Genomic DNA, 18,099 nt, shown 5'->3' on the forward strand with positions numbered 1-18,099 from the left:
GCTCAGCCAGGCCCGCTTGCCAATCAATCAGAAGCTGTGACGCATGCCGACTCTGGCAACGAACTGCTTGTCGCCCGATGAAGGCGACGCCGTGTCGGGATTAGCGGCAACGTCCAGTCCGGTGCCGGCCAGATTCGAACCGCTAATCAACTTGAGATAGGCGCCCTGAATATACACATCCGTGCGCTTCGAGATATTGAGGTCGGCCATCAAGCCGGCCTGATGATATTTCGCTTTCGCGCTATTACCCGATGTACCGTCGTAGGTGGCCTGCGTGTAGGTATACATGCCGCCGACAAATAGCGAGGGCGTCAACTGATACTTGGCATTGAACTCGAAGTTATTGAATTTGATCGACGACGCCGCACCGATCGTTGGACTTGGCGAAAGTGTCGCGTACTGCGTCGCGGTTGGTTGCGACAAATCGGTGTTCGTGAATACAAATCCCAATGTTACTGGCGCAATCGTATAGTTGATGCCTACACCATAAATTCGTTGGCGGTTGGCAGTCCAGCTACCGTCTGGATTGCCGTTGGGGCCAATCGCTACGGCTCCGTTAGTTCCGTCGTTAGGGTTGTCGACATTCAGGTATGCAGCAGCGACGCTCAACGGACCGTTGGTGTAATGTGCGCCAATACTTTCGGCACGGTTCATGGCGAAGCCGGTGGAGTTGCTGAATGCATAAGCGCCCCCAAACGAGAAACCACGATAGTCGAGGCTCGTGTACTTGATCGCGTTGTTGAGACGGAACGTATTGTTCGTGTTGTCGTTATCATAGGGATGGGCGAATAGCGTGCTGCCCCAGCTGCCGTTGACAGTGAGCGGACTCAGAAAGTCGACGAGCGAGTCATATTGCCGCCCGAACGTCAACTCCCCCAGTTTCGAACTAGACAGTCCGACAAAGGCTTGGCGGCCAAATGCTTGTCCCTCTTGCCCAAACTTTCCGTTGTCTACGTTGAAACCCGATTCAAGGTCGAAAATCGCGCGCACACCACCACCCAGATCCTCTGTTCCCTTCAAGCCCCAGCGCGAACCGACTTCGTCTCCACTGGATAATGCGTAGAGGCTATGCCCTCCTGCATTGCTCGTATAATCAAGCCCTTCGTCGATCAAACCGTACAGCGTGACGCTGCTTTGCGCATGAGCAGCACTGGTAATTGCGCTCACCGCGCACATAGCCAATAACGATTTCTTCACTTTCATCTCCGATTGGAAAGTCATCCGATTAACAAGATCTGATTAACAAGGTCAGTTCAACGACAGGCAAAATGGCGGACATGCAAACGCGCTCGGCGTCTCGACTAACCGACGTCAGAAGCCATCAGTTGCATCCGGGCGATATTCTTTCGACAGGTGACGGACAAAATGAGGCCCGTCGCGGTAAAGCGTTGAATGTTTGGCCGTTGGTCGATCGGCCTGGCCCACGGAAGGACGCCCGAAGCAGCGCAGGGGCGCCGGAACGGTCTGGGTACAAATCAATCCAGAATTATTTCCAGATTAAAATCGCGATACTAAAAATTACCGGCATGTCCCATTTCAATGATTCAAAATATCGAAATCAAAATATCGGCGCTCGATTTTCTGATATGTTCCATCCTTGATTATTCCGGCAATTGCCTGATTGATTTTTTCGCGTAGCGCGGGTTCATCTTTACGCAGCCCGATACCAACACCGTTGCCGAGCGTCTTCGGATCGGTAATCGGATCGCCCAGGAACGCGAGTTCCTTGCCCTGTGGCGTCTTCAAAAACTGGCTGCCGGAAATCATATCGGTCAATGTCGCGTCGATACGCCCGGACCGAAGATCGACATAAACCTCCTGCTGATCGGCATAGGAGACAACATTTACGCCTGCAGGCGCCCAATACGCCTTTGCATAGGCTTCCTGTGTCCCGCCCTGGTTGACGCCAATACTCTTTCCCTTCAGCGACTGGATAGTGGGGCGGATGGTGCTTCCTTGTTTGCCTATCAGGCCGCTCGGCGTGCTGTATACCGATGTCGAGAACGCAATCTGTTCTTCGCGCTTCGGCGTGATCGACATGGCAGAAAGTATTGCATCGAATTTGCGTCCCTGTAACGCGGGGATGATTCCGTCGAACGCCGTTTCGATCCAGATACATTTGACATTAAGACGCTGGCATATTTCGTTGCCTAAATCGATATCGAAACCTGCCAGTTGCCCCGACGACGCCTTTGATTCGAATGGGGGGTAAGTTGGATCCACGCCAAATCGAAGCTCACCGGCATTATTGGCGTGCGCACAAAATGCGGTCATCCAGATCACCAGACCAGCAAATACCCTTTTCATTTTTGCATCCTCTTGATCGAGCCAGTAGTCATATTTATCAATTGAGCCAATCACTACCGCGCCAGGAATATCGACCGAAATCCGGCCGGGTGCTGGCTCATTGATACAGCGCTAGCTTAGGAATTCAAAAAAAGAATGAATAGGGGATCTATTCTGAGCGGTAGTTAAGATTTTCTAAAACAATCTGCCTGATGGCGTGAGGCTCCCTCGGACCGCTTTGTACGGCAAAAGCGCAGCGCCAACGAGATCACTATGCCTAGCACTACTTATATTTACAAAGCGTAAAATTTGTCAGTGATTGGACAGCGTCTAGAAGGGGCAATTGAAAGACAGGCGGAGCGGGCAGACTTTCGCCGAGCTGTTTTATTCGTTGAAAAAATAAGTTATCCATATCATCTAGAATTTTCTCGCCTGGACATTCTTATTGCATGTGATAGCCGAAGCAGACCATGAATTCAGCTGTGGCGCGCGTGCTCGGCAGCGCAGACCTCGACGAAAATTTATGTGCTAGATTCGCCGGTGCAACAAGCAAGCCGCTCCGTCGAAATGGAACTATGCGAATCCCAAACGTCGTGTCCGCGTCCGGTGCGATTCATCCGGTTCAGTGGACCAGGATCGAGATGCAAGATGGAATACTCCATCATTACTGGGTGACGCTTTGTGTCCAATATCGCCGGAAAGAACTTCTATCAGCCCGTTGAAGGATCGCCGATGCGAAAATCAATCCAAACGTCTCCTGCTGAGGCGCCCGCTTTCACAGGGCGCCAGGGCTTGAGATATTCGGCCGTGGCGATTGCCCTCATAACCGATATCCAGTCGGGGCGCTACTCGATCGGCGACACGCTCCCGAGCGAGGCCACCCTGCAGCAGATGTTTGCCGTCAGCCGCCAAACCGTGCGGCAGGCATTGCGCCACCTCAACGAACAGGGCTTCACGAGCACGCAGCAAGGCATTGGAACCACGGTGCGCGCGCAGCGCACCACGTTTCGCTTCGTGCACACGGGAGCGACCATGGACGACCTGGTGCAGTTCTCCAAAGCAACCCGCACGCGCCTTATCGGCCAGCGCCATTTCATTGCCGACGAAATGGCCGCGCAGTCGCTGCACTGCCCGCCTGGACAGGCATGGCTCGAATTGTCACTGCTGCGCTACGCTGCGAGCGGCGCCGATCCCATCGGTCACCTGTGGGTCTACTTGCGCCCTGAATTCGCCTCGATCGTCTCGGAGATAGAGAGCAGCCGGCATCCTCACTTCTCCCTGATCGAAAAGACCTATGGGATACGGTTGGTTGAAATGGAACAGGACATTGCCTCAGTCCTGCTTCCCCAGGACATCTGCGAACGGCTGAACACGCCGGCCGGGTCGCACGGCCTGCAGATCACGCGCCGCTTCGTCGACCAGCAACACCGGCTGACGCAGGTCAGCGTGGGCATCTATCCGTCGGATCGACTCGTGCACACGACCAAGGTGCGTATCGGGCGAGATTCCGGACAGCAGCCTTAACCGCAAACGCATCCGTCTTTCCGATCAACGTTGCGTGGTCGTCCCATTGGATTCAGCCGATTGCGGAATGCGAATGCCGATCAGCGGTTCGTGCTGCTGCGCGCCGTACACGTCGCGGTCGCCCGGCGCGCCCGAGGTTGGCCCCGTGCGTGGAATCGTGATCTTGATGGCGTTGGCGGCGTCGAACGAGACGATGCTCACGAACGTCTCCCCCACGTCGTAAAGCGCGCTCACCAGTTCGGCCGTCAGCACGCCGCTGTCGAGCACCCGACGATAGACGCGTGAATCAGGAAAGATCAGGTCGAAGGTTAAGTACAGCGGTCCGGCATTCTTGCTGCGCATCACTTCGGCGAGATCGTAGATCCTGTCGCCGCGGGCGGGGTCGAAGGCTTGGGCAAAATCCATGGCGCTCATCCGATCTGGGTGGTGGTAATGGGAAACAGCGAGGCCGCGTCGTCGACCTGCATGACGTGGTAGATCGTGAATTCATACACGGGACCGCCGATGAGGTCCGACGGCGAGAACGGAAACGCCAGGTTGCCGGCGGTGGCCTTGCGGCCCTTGAAATAGCCGTGCAGGAACGAACTGCGCGCAAGCGAGAGCGCCATGCTCGCCAGCTCCTGCGTCGGCGCGATAGCCTCGATGACCATCCCCACTTCATGAGCGAGTCGCGGCACGCGCTGCTGCACGCGCACGCCGTTGCGGCCGTAGTAGATGAAGTTCAGTTCGTACTCGCCGGGCTTCATGTCATGCGCGACAAGGCGCGCCACGTCGTCGCGCACGCGGGCTTCCACTTCGTCGAGGCTCGCGAGCAGGCGCGGGTCCGTCATGCCCGCCACGGTGATGGTGCGGTAGCCGCGCAACCTGACGCCTTCCAGCTTGATGCTCGGTGGCATGTCCACCAGCTTGCTGCCGCGCACCTTCACGCGGCGCGCATCGATCGGGTCGATCGTGGTGTGTTCGAGATCGACCATGCCCTCGGGCTCGAAGAAGTGATGCGGGTCCGGCTGCTCGTACATCATGTGCGCCGCCACCGACACCGGCGTCACGCCGCGCTCCGGGTTCATCGGCTCAAGTTCGAAGTGATCGCGCCGCAGCGTGCCGAGCAGACAATCGTTGGCCGCAAGCGGCACCGCGCATTGAGCTCCGCACTCGAGCAGCTTCGCCATGTGGAAAGCTAGACCCATGTCGAAGCCCCTGAATGCCGCGAGGCTCGCGTAGATAGCGGTATCGCAGGCACGCCCGGCCACGATGACATCCGCCCCCGCCTCAAGACTCGCGACGAACGGGTCCGTGCCCATCTGCCCGACAATACGCACGGCTTCATCGACCGTTTGCTCCGTCAGTTCCGGCAAGACGCCCATCGACTTGACCCGGCCCTCGCGAATGGCGCGTTTGATCACGGCCTTGTCGATCTCCGCCGGAATGGTCGCCAGCCGGTAACGATGGCCGTCGCGGCGAGAGACTTCGTCGAGGATATCGAGGAAGCCTTCCAGGTGCGGCTGTCCGCCCGCGGTCCCTGCCGTGCCGATCACATACGGCACGCCGGCCGAGCGCGCGGCCGCGAGCGACAACCCCAGGTCGCGGCGCAATTGCTCGTCCTTGATCAGGGACTTGCCGCTGCCCAGGTAATAAGGGCCCGGGTCCGACGAGCCGTTGTCGGCGCCGATCAGGTGCGGCTTGCGTGCAAGCCCCACCTTCAACGAACTCTCCGGGAAGCCGTAGCCCAGGTTTCCCGCCACGGCCATGATGCGCAATTCGCTTTCATCTCCGACAATCATCTGATGTCTCTCTTCGTTGAGGTCAATGCTTTTCAAATAGCTTGTACGTACAACCGTACATGAAGGATGACGGCCGTGGGCGCGATGTCAAGCCGCCGTGCCACGGTCATCCGGAAGCCAACCTTTCAGCCGTTCGACGGCGCCACGTCGAGACGCGCCACGATCCCCTGCAGTTCGGGCGTGGGAGCCGGATAGCGGTCGAGCACGAGCGGGTCGTGCCCCGGGATCACATGCTGCCGTGAACTGGCGGCGGCGTAGACCGTGCCATAAGCCTCCAGCATTTCCTCGACGTGATACACATTCGAAAACGGCTTGCCCTTCTCGATGTTGTCGTAGAAATGCGAGGCGTCGGACGCCAGCACCACCCATCCCCGCGCCGTATGAACCCGCACGATCTGAAGGCCCGGCGTATGGCCGCCCACCGGAATCAGTTCGATGCCCGGCGCAAGCGTGGCCGGTCCGTTGTGCATCTCCACGCGCTGCGCGAAATTCATTTTCACCATGGCCGCGACATCGTCAGGCTCGTAGTGATGGGCGAAATGCGCGTGTTTCATGTGGCGCCCGGCCGCGAAGTGCATCTCCGGTTCCTGGATATGGAAGCGCGCCGAGGGCAGCAAGGTGAAATTGCCCACATGGTCGTAATGCAGGTGCGTGATCACCGCGTCCGTCACGGCGTCCGGATCGATATCGACCAACCTCAGGGAATCGATCGGACAACGTAATATCTTGCGGCCTCGCCGGGCGGCCACTTCGGCGTTGAAGCCGGAGTCGATGACCACCGAGCGCTCGCTGTTGCGCGCCGCCCAGATGTAGTAGTCGAGCGGCATCGCGCTGCTGTGGTCGTCATCGCCGCCGATGAAGTTGTCGGCCCGCCAGCCGTCGCGCCGCGCATACTTGATGGCGAAGAGTTCATATGTTTGTAGCCCGTCTTTCATTACATGCCTCCTATATGAAGTTTGGTTTGCGCCGCCATGTCATCGGCGGGCTCGACTGGCGCCTGCACTTCCTCGAGCGTGCGCTGCCTCGTCTCCACGCCAAGCGCGAGCAACACGGCGACCAGCACCAGGAACAGCACGCCGATGAACGAGACAACCCCGAGCAGGCCCGCGAAGGCATATACCGCCGCCACCGCATACGGCACGCCGACGTTGACGAAGCGTCCCGCGGCGTTGCACAGGCCCACGCCGCGCAGGCGCAGCCGGGTCGGGAACAGCTCCGTCACATAGCAGGCCACGCCAAGCGCCGATGTCACGTAGATGCAGGTGGTCACGCCGAAACCCACCAGCGCGATCGTCACCGGGGTCTTCACGAACGGATACGCCATGCCGATCACTGCGCCCGCCAGCGAGAAGATCACGAGGCCCCACTTGCGGCCGATCCGGTCGGCAATCGCCATGCTGATGAGCGAGCCCGCCGGGCCCCCGGCGAACATGGCCGCCGTGATCAGCAGCGAGTTGGAAATACCAAAGCCCTGCTTCACGAGGAAGGTCGGCGCCCAGGCGATGAACGCGTACATCGCCGTGAACGAGATGCAGATCACCGCGATGCCCACCACGGTGCGGGCCAGTTGCCGGGGGGCGAACAGGTCGCGCAGTCGCCCCGGCTCCTCGCTGTGGTGCACGACGGGTGGCGGGTTGGCGAGCCGCACGCTCTCACCTTCTATGCGCTGCATGATTTCCTGCGCCTCGGCGTCGCGGCCGACCGCGGCCAGCCAGCGCGGCGATTCGGGCATCGACTTGCGCAGGTACCAGATCACGAGCGCGCCGATGCCGGGAATCGCGAACATCCAGCGCCAGCCGAAATGCGGAATGATCAGGTAGCTGGCCGCGGCGGACACCAGTACCGAAGAATTGGTAATCAGGTTCAGCAGCGACGAGAAGCGTCCGCGCGCGTGCGCCGGCATGAACTCGCTCAAGGTGCTGTAGCCCACCACGATCTCCGCGCCCAGCCCGATGCCCATGATGAAGCGCAGCACGATCAGCCAGGTCATCGAGGGCGCGAGCGACGCCGCGAGCGACGTCACGCCGAACACCAGCAGGTTGAACTGATACGAGAAGCGGCGGCCGAACCGGTCGCCCGCGATGCCGGCCCACCACGCGCCGAGCGTGAGCCCGGCGAACCCCATCGATATGAAAAGGGCGTTCATGTGGATGTCGGACAGCCCCTGGTGCACCAGCGCGCCGAGCACGCTGCCCGAGAGGAAGTTGTCGAAGGCATCGAAAAACATGCCCCCGCCGATGAGCCCGAGAAGGCGCCAGTGAAACGGGCCGATCTCCAGCGAATCGAGCCGTTGTGCCACGTTTGCTGCGCGAGCCGACATGGTTGTCTCCTGTATCGTTATGTGCTGCCGGCCAGGCAGCGCATCATGCGAACGCCATCTGTGCCGCAAGGAAGATCGCCTCGATCAGCGGTTCCTCCCGGCGGCGGGCCTGGGTGATGAACGACAGCGGAATCTCGATCGGCAACTCCCGCGAGATCGCGACTCCGTATTTCTGCGCTTCGTCGATAGCCACCGACTCGCGCGCGAGCGACAAGCCCACGCCGGCGCGCACGAGCTCGACCATCGACGCTTCGAGATCGACTTCGGCCGCGACTTGAGGCCGGACCCCGGCGGCATCGAACGCGTGCGAGAGCATGCGGTGATGCGTCGAGGTAGGCGGCGTCCAGATCCACGGCAGCGCGGCCAGCTCCGTCCAGCCGCGCCCATTGATGCGGTCCTGCCAGCCCTTGGGCGCGATGACGTAATAGGTGATCGGCATGAGCGCGATGGCATGGAACTCGATCCCATCGATATCCCCCGGCATGCCCAGGTAAAAGCCCGCGTCGAGCGTACCGCTGCGGATCTGGTCGAGCACCTGGCCGGTCATGGCGTGGCGCAGGCGCGTGCGCACTTCCGGGTAGTGGCTCGCCATGTGCTGCAGGATTGCGCCCAGGCGGATGGTCTGCGGATTCAGGATCGTGCCGATCGATACGGTGCCGCTCAGGACCGTCAGCATGTTGCCCGCCGCCGCCTCGAAATCGCCGATCGCGTGCAGGATATTCTCCGCATACGGCAGCAGCTTGAGACCGTCGGTGGTGAGCGTGAGACCGCGCGGCGAGCGCGCGAGCAGGCGCAGGTTCAACTGGTCCTGGAAGCTCTTCAATTGCAGGCTGACGGCGGGTTGGGTGAGATGCAGCAGTTGCGCGGCGCGCGTCAGGCTACCTTCGCGCGCCACCGCGACGAACGCGCGGATGTGCTGAAGGTCGTTGACATTACGGCATGACAGCACGCCGGGCATCGGCTTCTTCAAAAGGGTCATCGGGAAAGGCGCGGGCGCGCGCACTCGTAGCAAGCGTTGCGCGCCTTCTTTCATGACGACCTCAGCCACGGCCGGCGGACGCCACGATGCGGCGTGCCTGCGCCAGCACCGGTGCATCCACGAGCCGTCCGTCCACCGCGACCGCGGCGCCGTTCGACACGACCTCGCACACGCGCAGCGCCCACGCCAGCTCCTGCGGCGTGGGACCGAGCCCATGATTGACCGGCTCGATCTGGAGCGGATGCACGCACAGCTTGGCGCCAAAGCCAAAAGCCCGCGCGCGCCGCACTTCATCCTCGAGGACCGCCGGGTTGTCAAGGGTGGTGCACACGCCGTCGACAGCCGGAATCAATCCCGCCAGGCGCGAATAAAGCAGGATCTGGCTCCGATAGTAATTCAACGGCTCGCCAGTTTCATTCGCCGCGAGGTCGAACATGAGGTCGACCGAGCCAAACATCATGCGCCGCACGCCCGGCGCCTTCGCCAGCGCGCCAATATGCTCGAAGCCCACGGCCGTTTCCATCAGGAGGTGCAAGGCCCAGAACGGATGGCGCTGCGCCACGCTGGCGATCGCATCGGGGTCCTCGGCCTTCGGTATCACGATGCCATCCAGTTCGAACGAGGCGCAGGCGGCGAGATCGTCGTGATACCAGTCGCTGCCGCGGCTGTTGATGCGCACGAGCACTTCCACGTCGCGCGCGCGGGCTTCACGAATCAGGCCCGGCATGGTCTTGGCGAGCGAGACGCGCGCCGCTTCCTTGCGCGCCGGCTCGACGGCGTCTTCCAGGTCGACGATCACCGCGCCGGCGCCGGACTGCGCGGCTTTCGCAAAGCGCTCAGGACGCGTGGCGGGCGCGAACAGATAGGAACGGATTGATTCAGACATGCGGGTCTCCGGTTTTGTCATGCAGCGGCTCAAATAACGCCCGACACGCGCAGCGCTTCGATCTGCGCTACGCTCAGGCCGAGCACGTCGCGGAAGATTTCATCGTTGTGGCCGCCGAGTTCCTCGCCGAGCCACTCCAGGGCTCCCGGCGTCTCCGAGAGTTTGGGGATCACATTGGGCACGGCCACCTCGCCCGCGCGCGAGTCCATCACGCGGATGTTTTCCCGCGCCTGGTACTGCTCGTCCTCGAAGATGTCGGCGACGCTGTACAGGAGGCTGGCGGGCACTTCGCCCTGGTCGCACAGCGCGAGGACTTCGTCGTGGTTGCGCATGCCGACCCATTCCTGCACGACCTGGTTGACTTCGTCAACGGCGGCCACGCGCGGCCCCACCCGGCCCCAGCTGTCATCGGAAGCGAGTTCCGGCTGGTTCATCACGCTCGCGAAGCGCTTGAAGATCTTGTCATTGGTACAGGCAATGGCGATCCAGCGGCCGTCGCGGCTCCGGTAGTGACTGTGCGGCGCGACGTTGACCGCGTTGGCGCCCATGCGCTCGCGCACCTTGCCGAGCTTGTGATACACGGGGACCATTTCGTCGAGCACGCGGAACATCGATTCATACAAGGCGAGATCGACGCATTGCCCGCGTCCTGTCTTCTCACGCGCCTGCAACGCGATCAGGGCGCCGATCGCGCCGTACATACCCGACCCATAGTCGGCGAGCGACGTCGAGCCGGGCGTCACGGGGATCCGCCCGGGTTCGCCGGCGAGGTAGGAAAGCCCCGAGAACGCATGCGCGACGCGCGCAAAACCGGGCTTCAGCCGGCTCGGCCCGTTCTGCCCATACGCCGAGATGCGGACGAGGATAGTGCGCGGATTGAGCGCGTGAAGCGTATCGAAATCGAGCCCCCATTTTTCGATGACGCCCGGCCGGAAATTCTCCACCACGATGTCACAGCTCGCCGCGAGCTGGCGCAGCATCTCCTGCCCTTTCGGATCCTTGAGATTGAGGCTGACGCATTTCTTGTTGCGGCTTTCAGTCAGCCACATCAGCGTGTCGCCACAGTCCGTTTCGGTACCGAAGCGGCGCAGCGAATCACCCACGCCCGGCGGTTCCACCTTGATCACCTCGGCGCCGAATTCCGCGAGTATCGTGGCGCAGAAAGGACCGGCGACAAAGGTTCCAAGATCCAGCACCCGAAGGCCTTCCAAAGCTTTCATGCCACTCCCGTTGAATGGTTCGATTGAATGCGATGGTCGACCCCGACCCGGCGAGCGTCTATTGAAATAATCAAAACTGCGTCATAAGGAACGCAAAATAATGCACCGCGTCACGACCTGCCAGTCTGCCTCCGATCCTTTCCTGAAAAGGCCCTGAGGCGTGCCGGTGAAAACCGGGACGCTGCTGCGCAACATTCGCCGCCTGCTGACAATCCATTTGCACAGCCCGCGCTGCGCTCATATGATTCACCTGTCCGTACAAGTGGGAAGCTGGCCAGCCGGCGGATTCACCGGCCACGCAAGTCAATGCCTTGTCACCCATGCCTCATCAACAGAATAAAGGATTACTGAATGATATCGTTACGCGAACAGGTCGAAACGTTTGTCCGCCATGGCGGTTACTGGCCCGACACGCTCGCGTCCCTGATAGACAGCAGCCCGGAATTCGTACGCGCCTATCTGGACTTTGCGGGCTCGCCGCATCGCTCGGGGCCGCTCGACCCCAAGACAAAGGCTCTCGTCAGTCTCGCGCTCGACGCCTCGGTCACCCACCTCTACGCGCCGGGCGTACGGAGGCACTGCCGCGACGCACTGCGTCTGGGCGCCAGCAAGGAAGAACTGCTCGAAGTATTGCAACTGGTGAGCGTGATCGGCGTGCACGCCTGCGTGATCGGCATGCCGGCCCTCGCCGAGAAGGTCGCACACGATCCCGCACGCGCGCTCGACCTGAGCCACCCCGACGCGAGGCGCCAGGCCATCAAGGCCGATTTCGAGGCCAAGCGCGGCTACTGGAGCCCGATCTGGGACGGGCTGCTCGCGCTCGATCCCGACTACTTCGAAGCGTTCACCACGTTTTCGGCTGTTCCGTGGGTCAGCGGAACGCTCGACCCGAAGGTGAAGGAGTTCATGTACATCGCGGTGGATGTTTCCGTCACCCATCAATACCTGCCCGGCACCCTGGTGCATATCGAGAATGCGCTCGCGTATGGTGCGACCCCGGCGGAAGTGCTGGAGGTCATGCAGTTGGCCAGCATCATGGGCATACACAGTTTCGAAGTCACCCTGCCGATTCTCGCTGAAGAACTGGCGTCGTTCGAAAACGAAACATCGCGCTAAGGAAGCGCTGGAAGTGTTGAATGCCCGCACTGAAAACAAAGACATTTGCTAACCGCAAAATTCAGGAGACAAAGATGCAGATTCGGGACGACGGAGCGAAAATCGGGAAAACGAGGTGGAAGCGCATCGGCTTGCTGGTGTTCATCAGCTATCTGATCGCCTTTGCCGACCGCTCGAACATCGGCGTGGCGGCGCCGCAGATGGCGCATGACCTGCAACTGGGCACCACGATCACCGGCGCGCTGCTGTCGGCGTTCTTCTGGGGATACCTGGTCACGCAGATTCCCGGCGGATGGCTCGCGAGCAGGATCGGCCCCAGCCGCGTAATCGCGGTGGCCATGACGATCACCGGCGCGACCGCCTGCCTCACGGGCCTGGTTCACAGCCTTCCGGCCTTGCTGGCGGTACGGGTGGTGATGGGACTGGCGGAGGGCGTGATCTGGCCATCGTTCGCGGTCATTTTCGTGCGCTGGTTCCCGGCTCGCGAGCGCGCGCGCGGGATTGCCTTCGCGCAATACGCACTGCCGTTGTCGTCGGTTGTAATGGCGCCGCTTGCCGGCTGGATGATCGATGTCTTTCACTGGAAGACCATGTTCATCCTGCAAGGCATCCCCGCCGTTGCGATGGCCCTGCTGATCTGGTTCTTCGTTTCGGACGATCCGGCGAAGGACCGCTGGATCAGCCCTGCCGAGCGGGATTTCATCGTGCAGCGGCGTCTCGCCGGCGTGGGCGCGGACGGTACGTTCTCAGGCGTATTGCTGCGCCCGACCGTATGGCTGCTGTCCTTTGCGGCGCTCTGCTGGATCATGGTGATCTTCAGCTTCGGCCTCTGGATGCCGAGCCTCATCAAGCAGCATTTCGTCAGTGGCTTCCAGGCCGTGGGCTGGCTGACCGCCCTGCCGCCGTTATTCGGCGCCATCTCGATGTTTCTCAACTCATGGCTCTCGGATCGGCCGTCGACCATCTCGCGCGGCTGGTTTGTCGCGTTGCCGTTGATCGTCTCGGGTGTCGCGCTGCTCACCCAGCACTATGTGGATGGCGGCCTGCCGTTCTCGATGGTGATGTTCTGCATTGCGGGCGCCGGACTGTATTCGCCCGGCGGGACGTGGTGGGCCTGGGTGCTGAGCAAGGTGCCACGCAACCAGGCCGCGCCGTCGGTCGCGCTGATCAACGTGTTCGCGAGCTGCGGCGGCGTGGTCGGTCCTCTCGTGGTCGGCTTCTTTGCCCGGGGCGGCAACCTCTCCAATAGCTTCTACATTCTCGGCTACGCCCTGTTCGCAGCGGCGGCGATGGTGGTCTACATCATCGCCAAGCCGAATTATCAGGAGTACGAGGCTTCGGCGGACACTGTCGTGACGCACTAGAACTCGTTGTCCACGGCGCAAGGTCCAGGGTAACGGACCTTACGCCGCGATTGCTTTCCCCTTCGTCCATGCGATGCCGCGTTTTCTCGACGGCCGGCATCCGGCTGCCCATACGATTCCAACCCAAAGGAGTGAAGAGTGAAAACTGTTGCCTGTCTGGCCGCCATTCTCGGCCTGTGCGCGCAGACGTCTCATGCGCAAAGCAGCGTGACGCTGTATGGCCTGCTCGATGCCGGCCTGACCTACACCACCAATCAGAACGGCCACCGCAACATCCAGGAAACGACCAGTCAGATCCAGGGCGACCGGTGGGGACTGCGCGGAGTCGAAGACCTCGGCGGCGGCTTGAGCGCCATCCTGACCCTGGAAAGCGGCTTCACCTTGCCGACCGGCACGCTTGCGCAAGGCGGCCGCGAATTCGGCAGGCAGGCATTCGTGGGCCTCGCGAGCAACCAATATGGTTCAGCCACATTCGGCAGGCAGTACACCAGCATCTTCGACTATCTCGGGCCGCTTTCGCTGACCGGAACCATTGCGGGCGGCACGCAGTTCGCCCATCCGTTCGACAACGACAACCTCAATGGATCGCTGCGGGTGGACAATTCCGTCAAATACACGAGCCCGCGCTTCCACGGCTTGCTCGTGAGCGGCATGTACGGCTTCTCCAACGCGGCCGGGGACTTTGCCAACAACCGCGCCTACAGTTTCGCCACGTCGTATATCTACGGCGGCCTGAATCTCGTGGCGTCCTACCTGCAATTCAACAATACCGTCGCGCTCACCGGCGGCGTGCAGCAGATCAGCAACAGCAACGGCGCGATTGTTTCGGACAATACCTTTACCGCCTCGCGCCAGCGCACCTGGGGCGCCGGCGCCAACTATACGCTCGGCCAGCTTACGCTCGGCCTGGTGTTCACGCAGACCTTGCTCGACAATCCGTTCGCAATCCTTTCCAGTTCATCCGGGGTGAGCGGCGGACTCAGCCTGAACGGGGACAACGCACGCTTTAACAACTACGAAGCCAATGTCCGATACATGTTCACGCCGGCCTGGTCGGTTTCCGGTGCTTATACCTACACGGACGGCAAGCTCAACGGGCGCAATCCGAAGTGGAATCAGCTCAGCCTCCAGACCTCCTACCTGCTGTCCAAGCGTACCGACGTCTATATCCAGACCGAGGTACAGCAGGTGAGCGAAGACGGGCTGAAGATCGGCGCCGATATCTTCGGCATGTCCACGGCGTCGAACAACAACCGGCAGTTGGGCGTCACCGTGGGCATGCGGCACAGGTTCTAGGCCAGCCGTCCGCCTGGTTGCGACCGTACGCGCCTTTGCCAGTGGGCCGGAGCCAGGCCCGGCACCGGGCTTTCGAAGGCGCGTATGCAATCATCGAGCAGGCAACCGAGATAGGCGGTGCGCAGTTGCGGACCGCCGAACGCAAGGCTGGAAATATTCCCGAGGCGGGACTGTCCCGCGGTCTTCATGTCTTCCTGCGCAAGCGTGCCCTCGCGCAACTTGCGCGCCAGCCCTTCTGCATAGGCGGTATCCGTATCCGACAGCACCGCCTGCATGTTCCCATCCGGGCGCAGGACCACGAGCCGGTTACTGCCAATACACGTGATCCACGCGCCGCCGTGGGCGTCGAAGGTCAGGCCATCGGGCAGATCCGCGCCATCGAACTCGGCCATGACTTCCTTGGCGCCCAGTACGGCGCCGGGTTGCAGTGAAAACCGGCTGACGCGCTGGTTATAGGTTTCGTTGACGTAGAGCCAGTGCCCATCGGGAGAGAAGGCAATTTCGTTTGTATAGCCGATGCCGTCCGCGACGATGCGGGCCCCGCGCGCGTCCACGACACCGATGAAGCCATCAGCCACACGATGATTCCATGCGTCGGTACGCGGCCGTTTGCGGGTGCTGACGGTGAACCAGAGTCGGCCTTCGCCATCGACCAGAACGAAGTTGCTCGGCGGCAGGGGCTGCCCGTCAAGCGCGTCGAGGATCGATTCGACATTGCCGGCGGCATCGATTGCGAAGATACCGCCAACATCCTTGCCGAGATCGGCGAAGAGGACCCGGCCGTCCGGCGCCACCGCGATACCGTTGGGCAGATAGGCGCGCGGGCCGGGTTGCCGTATCAGCGTGTGCTCGACGCGGCCGTGCGCGTCAATCAGCGAATAGCCGGCGGCTCCATGCGCCGCGACGAGCGTGCCATCGGACAGCGCCAGCACGCATTCGGGGCGTGTCAGGCCCCGCGCGACAATCCGCAAATCCGTAAAGTCGAGGGAGAAACCCGGATCCAGTGGATAAGACATCGTTTATTTTCCCGTGTTCGATAGCGGCCGTTATATTTCCCACTCCGAAATGATTTCCTGCGTGTGCTCGCCGTGCCTTGGCGCCGGATAGCGCACGGTGCAGGGGGTATCGGAGAGTTTGACCGGAAACCCGAGCATGCGAACCGGGCCGTGTCCCGGGTGATCGACTTCGATCACCATCTCGCGATGCAGCGTCTGCGGATCGTGGAACGCTTCCGGCAGGCTCTGCACGAGACCGCAGGGCACGCCCGCCGCGTTCAGCCGATGAACCCAGTTCGCCTGGGTATCCGAACCAATGCGTTCGTTGACAATAGCGTTGAGCTGATCGCGGTTGTGCATGCGCAGGGTATTCGTGCGAAAGCGCGGGTCGGCGCGCAGGTCGCTGAGACCCACGACTTCAAGGAAACGGTCGAGCACCGCTTCCGTGCTCAAGGCCACGGCGATATCACCGTCGCGGCCGTTGAACATGCCATACGGCGCGGTGATGGGATGATCGTTGCCCGTTCTGCGCGGCGTTTCGCCGGTCGCAAGATGATCGGAGGCATACCAGGCGAAGAGGCTCATGATCGAGTCCATCATCGCCGCTTCGACGCGTTGCCCGCGGCCGGTCTGGTCCCGCGCGCGCAAGGCGTTGACGATGCCGAACGCCGCGTAGAGCCCGGCGACGAGGTCCGTCACCGGAATGCCTGCCCGAAACTGCTTGCCGCCTTCGTCGCCGTTCAGGCTCATGAAGCCGCTCATGGCTTGCGTGACAAAGTCGAAAGCCGGACGTTGTGCATAAGGTCCGCTCGAACCGTAGCCGTTGATGCTGGCCACGATCAGCCGCGGGTTGATCTCGTCCAGCCGCTCGGCGGAAAATCCCATTGCCGCGAGCACGCCGGGCCGGAAGTTTTCGACGAGCACATCCGCGCGCGCCAGCAGCGCGGCCATCCGCAGCTTGCCTTCTTCAGTGCGCAGATCGACGGTCATCGACCGCTTGTTGCGATTGAATGCCGCGAAGTACGTGCTCAGTCCGTTGACGATCGTGCCCTGGGCGCGAATCGGATCCGGGTTGCGCGGCGCCTCGATCTTCACCACGTCGGCGCCCATGTCGCCAAGCAGCATCGTGCAGAAGGGGCCCGACAGGATGCGCGTCAGGTCGATAACCCGGATGCCGGACAAGGGTCGCGTCATCACTCAGCCCGCGGCCGTGGCGACAGTGCCTGCGTCATGCAGGCGCAGGCGTGGACCGGCGCGCATGACTTGCCCCACCAGGCGCTTGCCGAGCAGCTTCTCCATCTTGTGCGCCACGGCAATGGCCGCTTCCAGGTCCACCCCGGTCTCGTAGCCGCTGCCTTCCAGGAGGAACAGCAGGTCCTCGGTGCAGATGTTGCCGGTCGCGCCCGCCGCGAACGGACAGCCACCCAGACCGCCGACCGATGAATCGAAGCGGCGGATGCCCTCTTCCAGTCCGACGAGCACGTTCGCCAGCCCCACGCCCCGCGTATTGTGCAGATGCAGCGCGAGCGGCGTGCCGGGCAACGCGGCGCGCACCGCGCGCACCAGCGTGCGGATGTTGGCCGGCGTCGCCATCCCCGTCGTGTCGCTGAGCGTCACCTGGCTGGCGCCCGCCTCGACATACGCCCGGGCTATCTTCAGCACGTCGTCCACCGCGATGTCGCCTTCGAACGGGCAGCCAAACGCCGTCGCGACCGCGCCGATCACGTCGATGCGACGCTCGCGGCGGTTGCCTTCGGCGAGCCGGGCGACGACCGAAGGAACGCCGGCGAGCGTCTCGTCCACACTGCGGTTGAGGTTCTTGCGGTTGTGCGTGTTTGATGCCGAACACACGAGTACCGCCGCGTCGAGCGAGGTTTCGACGGCGCGTTCGGCCGCCCGCAGGTTCGGCACCAGCGCCAGCAGGCGCGTATGGGGAGCGCGCGTGATGCCGTCGATCACCTCCTCCGCGTCGGCCAACTGCGGCACGGCCTTGGGCGAAACGAACGACGTCACCTCGATGCTGCCGATGCCTGCGGCGATCATGTCGTTGATCAAGCCGATCTTGCGGGCGGCCGGGATCATGACCGGTTCGATCTGCAAGCCGTCGCGCGTGCCGACTTCGGTGACTTCGACGAATCGATCGTCGTGATGGGGTTGCGGTTCGGCGTTGGACGGGTTCATCGTGTGGATCTCCAGGCTGTCGTAATGACGGGGCGTTGGTGAGGGCGTTGGTGAGGGCGTTGGTGAGACAATCGAGTGCCTGCTTCGGCAGCCCCGGGCCGACACATATGATCGCCGCGACGCGCGCCAACCGCCAAGCGACGATTGAAGG

General features: G+C 61.9%; 16 protein-coding genes. 4 read left to right on the plus strand and 12 right to left on the minus strand.

The window, feature by feature from the left end; translation table 11 throughout:
* Nucleotides 1–27: 27 nt before the first annotated feature.
* Complete coding sequence (locus ACSQ36_RS31400; RefSeq protein ID WP_436185048.1) at nucleotides 28–1,197, minus strand: porin; 1,170 nt, start codon at nucleotides 1,195–1,197, stop codon at nucleotides 28–30.
* Nucleotides 1,198–1,536: 339 nt separating this feature from the next.
* Nucleotides 1,537–2,307, minus strand: coding sequence for an ABC transporter substrate-binding protein (locus tag ACSQ36_RS31405; RefSeq protein WP_436186425.1), 771 nt, complete (start codon nucleotides 2,305–2,307; stop codon nucleotides 1,537–1,539).
* Nucleotides 2,308–3,093: 786 nt separating this feature from the next.
* Between ACSQ36_RS31405 and ACSQ36_RS31410 the strand changes: the two genes are divergently transcribed.
* The gene (locus ACSQ36_RS31410; protein ID WP_436185049.1) at nucleotides 3,094–3,810 is read left to right on the plus strand and encodes a GntR family transcriptional regulator; all 717 of its coding nucleotides are present in this window, start codon (nucleotides 3,094–3,096) and stop codon (nucleotides 3,808–3,810) included.
* 24 nt (nucleotides 3,811–3,834) lie between these two features.
* Here the strand turns inward: ACSQ36_RS31410 and ACSQ36_RS31415 are convergent, their stop codons facing one another.
* The 7 genes from ACSQ36_RS31415 to ACSQ36_RS31445 form a co-directional block, all read right to left on the minus strand.
* A complete protein-coding gene (locus ACSQ36_RS31415) occupies nucleotides 3,835–4,215 on the minus strand; it encodes a DUF4387 domain-containing protein (protein WP_436185050.1) in 381 nt (126 codons plus the stop codon).
* Between the two features lie 5 nt (nucleotides 4,216–4,220).
* The gene (locus ACSQ36_RS31420) at nucleotides 4,221–5,591 is read right to left on the minus strand and encodes an acyclic terpene utilization AtuA family protein (protein ID WP_436185051.1); all 1,371 of its coding nucleotides are present in this window, start codon (nucleotides 5,589–5,591) and stop codon (nucleotides 4,221–4,223) included.
* Between the two features lie 125 nt (nucleotides 5,592–5,716).
* Nucleotides 5,717–6,526, minus strand: a complete 810-nt coding sequence (locus ACSQ36_RS31425) for an N-acyl homoserine lactonase family protein (protein WP_436185052.1) — start codon at nucleotides 6,524–6,526, stop codon at nucleotides 5,717–5,719.
* Nucleotides 6,526–7,911: an MFS transporter gene (locus ACSQ36_RS31430; protein ID WP_436185053.1), complete on the minus strand. Its 1,386-nt coding sequence runs from the start codon at nucleotides 7,909–7,911 to the stop codon at nucleotides 6,526–6,528. Before ACSQ36_RS31430 ends, ACSQ36_RS31425 begins: the two co-directional genes overlap by 1 nt.
* A gap of 43 nt (nucleotides 7,912–7,954) precedes the next feature.
* Nucleotides 7,955–8,944 carry a LysR family transcriptional regulator gene (locus tag ACSQ36_RS31435; protein WP_436185054.1) on the minus strand — a complete coding sequence of 330 codons (990 nt, stop codon included), beginning with the start codon at nucleotides 8,942–8,944 and terminating at the stop codon, nucleotides 7,955–7,957.
* A gap of 7 nt (nucleotides 8,945–8,951) precedes the next feature.
* On the minus strand, nucleotides 8,952–9,776 hold the full coding sequence (locus ACSQ36_RS31440) for an HpcH/HpaI aldolase/citrate lyase family protein (protein ID WP_436185055.1): 825 nt from the start codon (nucleotides 9,774–9,776) through the stop codon (nucleotides 8,952–8,954).
* A 29-nt stretch (nucleotides 9,777–9,805) separates the two neighbouring features.
* Nucleotides 9,806–10,996, minus strand: coding sequence for a CaiB/BaiF CoA transferase family protein (locus ACSQ36_RS31445; RefSeq protein WP_436185056.1), 1,191 nt, complete (start codon nucleotides 10,994–10,996; stop codon nucleotides 9,806–9,808).
* A 351-nt stretch (nucleotides 10,997–11,347) separates the two neighbouring features.
* Here ACSQ36_RS31445 and ACSQ36_RS31450 point away from each other — a divergent pair, with 351 nt between their 5' ends.
* From ACSQ36_RS31450 to ACSQ36_RS31460, 3 genes are all read left to right on the plus strand, one after another.
* Nucleotides 11,348–12,112, plus strand: a complete 765-nt coding sequence (locus ACSQ36_RS31450) for a carboxymuconolactone decarboxylase family protein (protein WP_213763655.1) — start codon at nucleotides 11,348–11,350, stop codon at nucleotides 12,110–12,112.
* A 74-nt stretch (nucleotides 12,113–12,186) separates the two neighbouring features.
* On the plus strand, nucleotides 12,187–13,476 hold the full coding sequence (locus ACSQ36_RS31455) for an MFS transporter (protein WP_436185057.1): 1,290 nt from the start codon (nucleotides 12,187–12,189) through the stop codon (nucleotides 13,474–13,476).
* 138 nt (nucleotides 13,477–13,614) lie between these two features.
* Nucleotides 13,615–14,772: a porin gene (locus ACSQ36_RS31460; RefSeq protein ID WP_436185058.1), complete on the plus strand. Its 1,158-nt coding sequence runs from the start codon at nucleotides 13,615–13,617 to the stop codon at nucleotides 14,770–14,772.
* On the opposite strand, the gene ACSQ36_RS31465 is transcribed toward ACSQ36_RS31460, so the two are convergent.
* The 3 genes from ACSQ36_RS31465 to ACSQ36_RS31475 are packed head-to-tail and all read right to left on the minus strand — an operon-like array spanning nucleotide 14,769 to nucleotide 17,948.
* Complete coding sequence (locus ACSQ36_RS31465) at nucleotides 14,769–15,788, minus strand: SMP-30/gluconolactonase/LRE family protein (protein ID WP_436185059.1); 1,020 nt, start codon at nucleotides 15,786–15,788, stop codon at nucleotides 14,769–14,771. The two genes, ACSQ36_RS31460 and ACSQ36_RS31465, sit on opposite strands and share 4 nt — an antisense overlap.
* Before the next feature lie 30 nt (nucleotides 15,789–15,818).
* Nucleotides 15,819–16,961: a CaiB/BaiF CoA transferase family protein gene (locus ACSQ36_RS31470; RefSeq protein ID WP_436185060.1), complete on the minus strand. Its 1,143-nt coding sequence runs from the start codon at nucleotides 16,959–16,961 to the stop codon at nucleotides 15,819–15,821.
* Between the two features lie 3 nt (nucleotides 16,962–16,964).
* Complete coding sequence (locus tag ACSQ36_RS31475; protein ID WP_436185061.1) at nucleotides 16,965–17,948, minus strand: hydroxymethylglutaryl-CoA lyase; 984 nt, start codon at nucleotides 17,946–17,948, stop codon at nucleotides 16,965–16,967.
* Nucleotides 17,949–18,099: the final 151 nt, after the last annotated feature.

Origin of the sequence: Caballeronia sp. LjRoot34, from assembly GCF_964253815.1 — a bacterium.
Classification (GTDB): Bacteria; Pseudomonadota; Gammaproteobacteria; order Burkholderiales; family Burkholderiaceae; genus Caballeronia.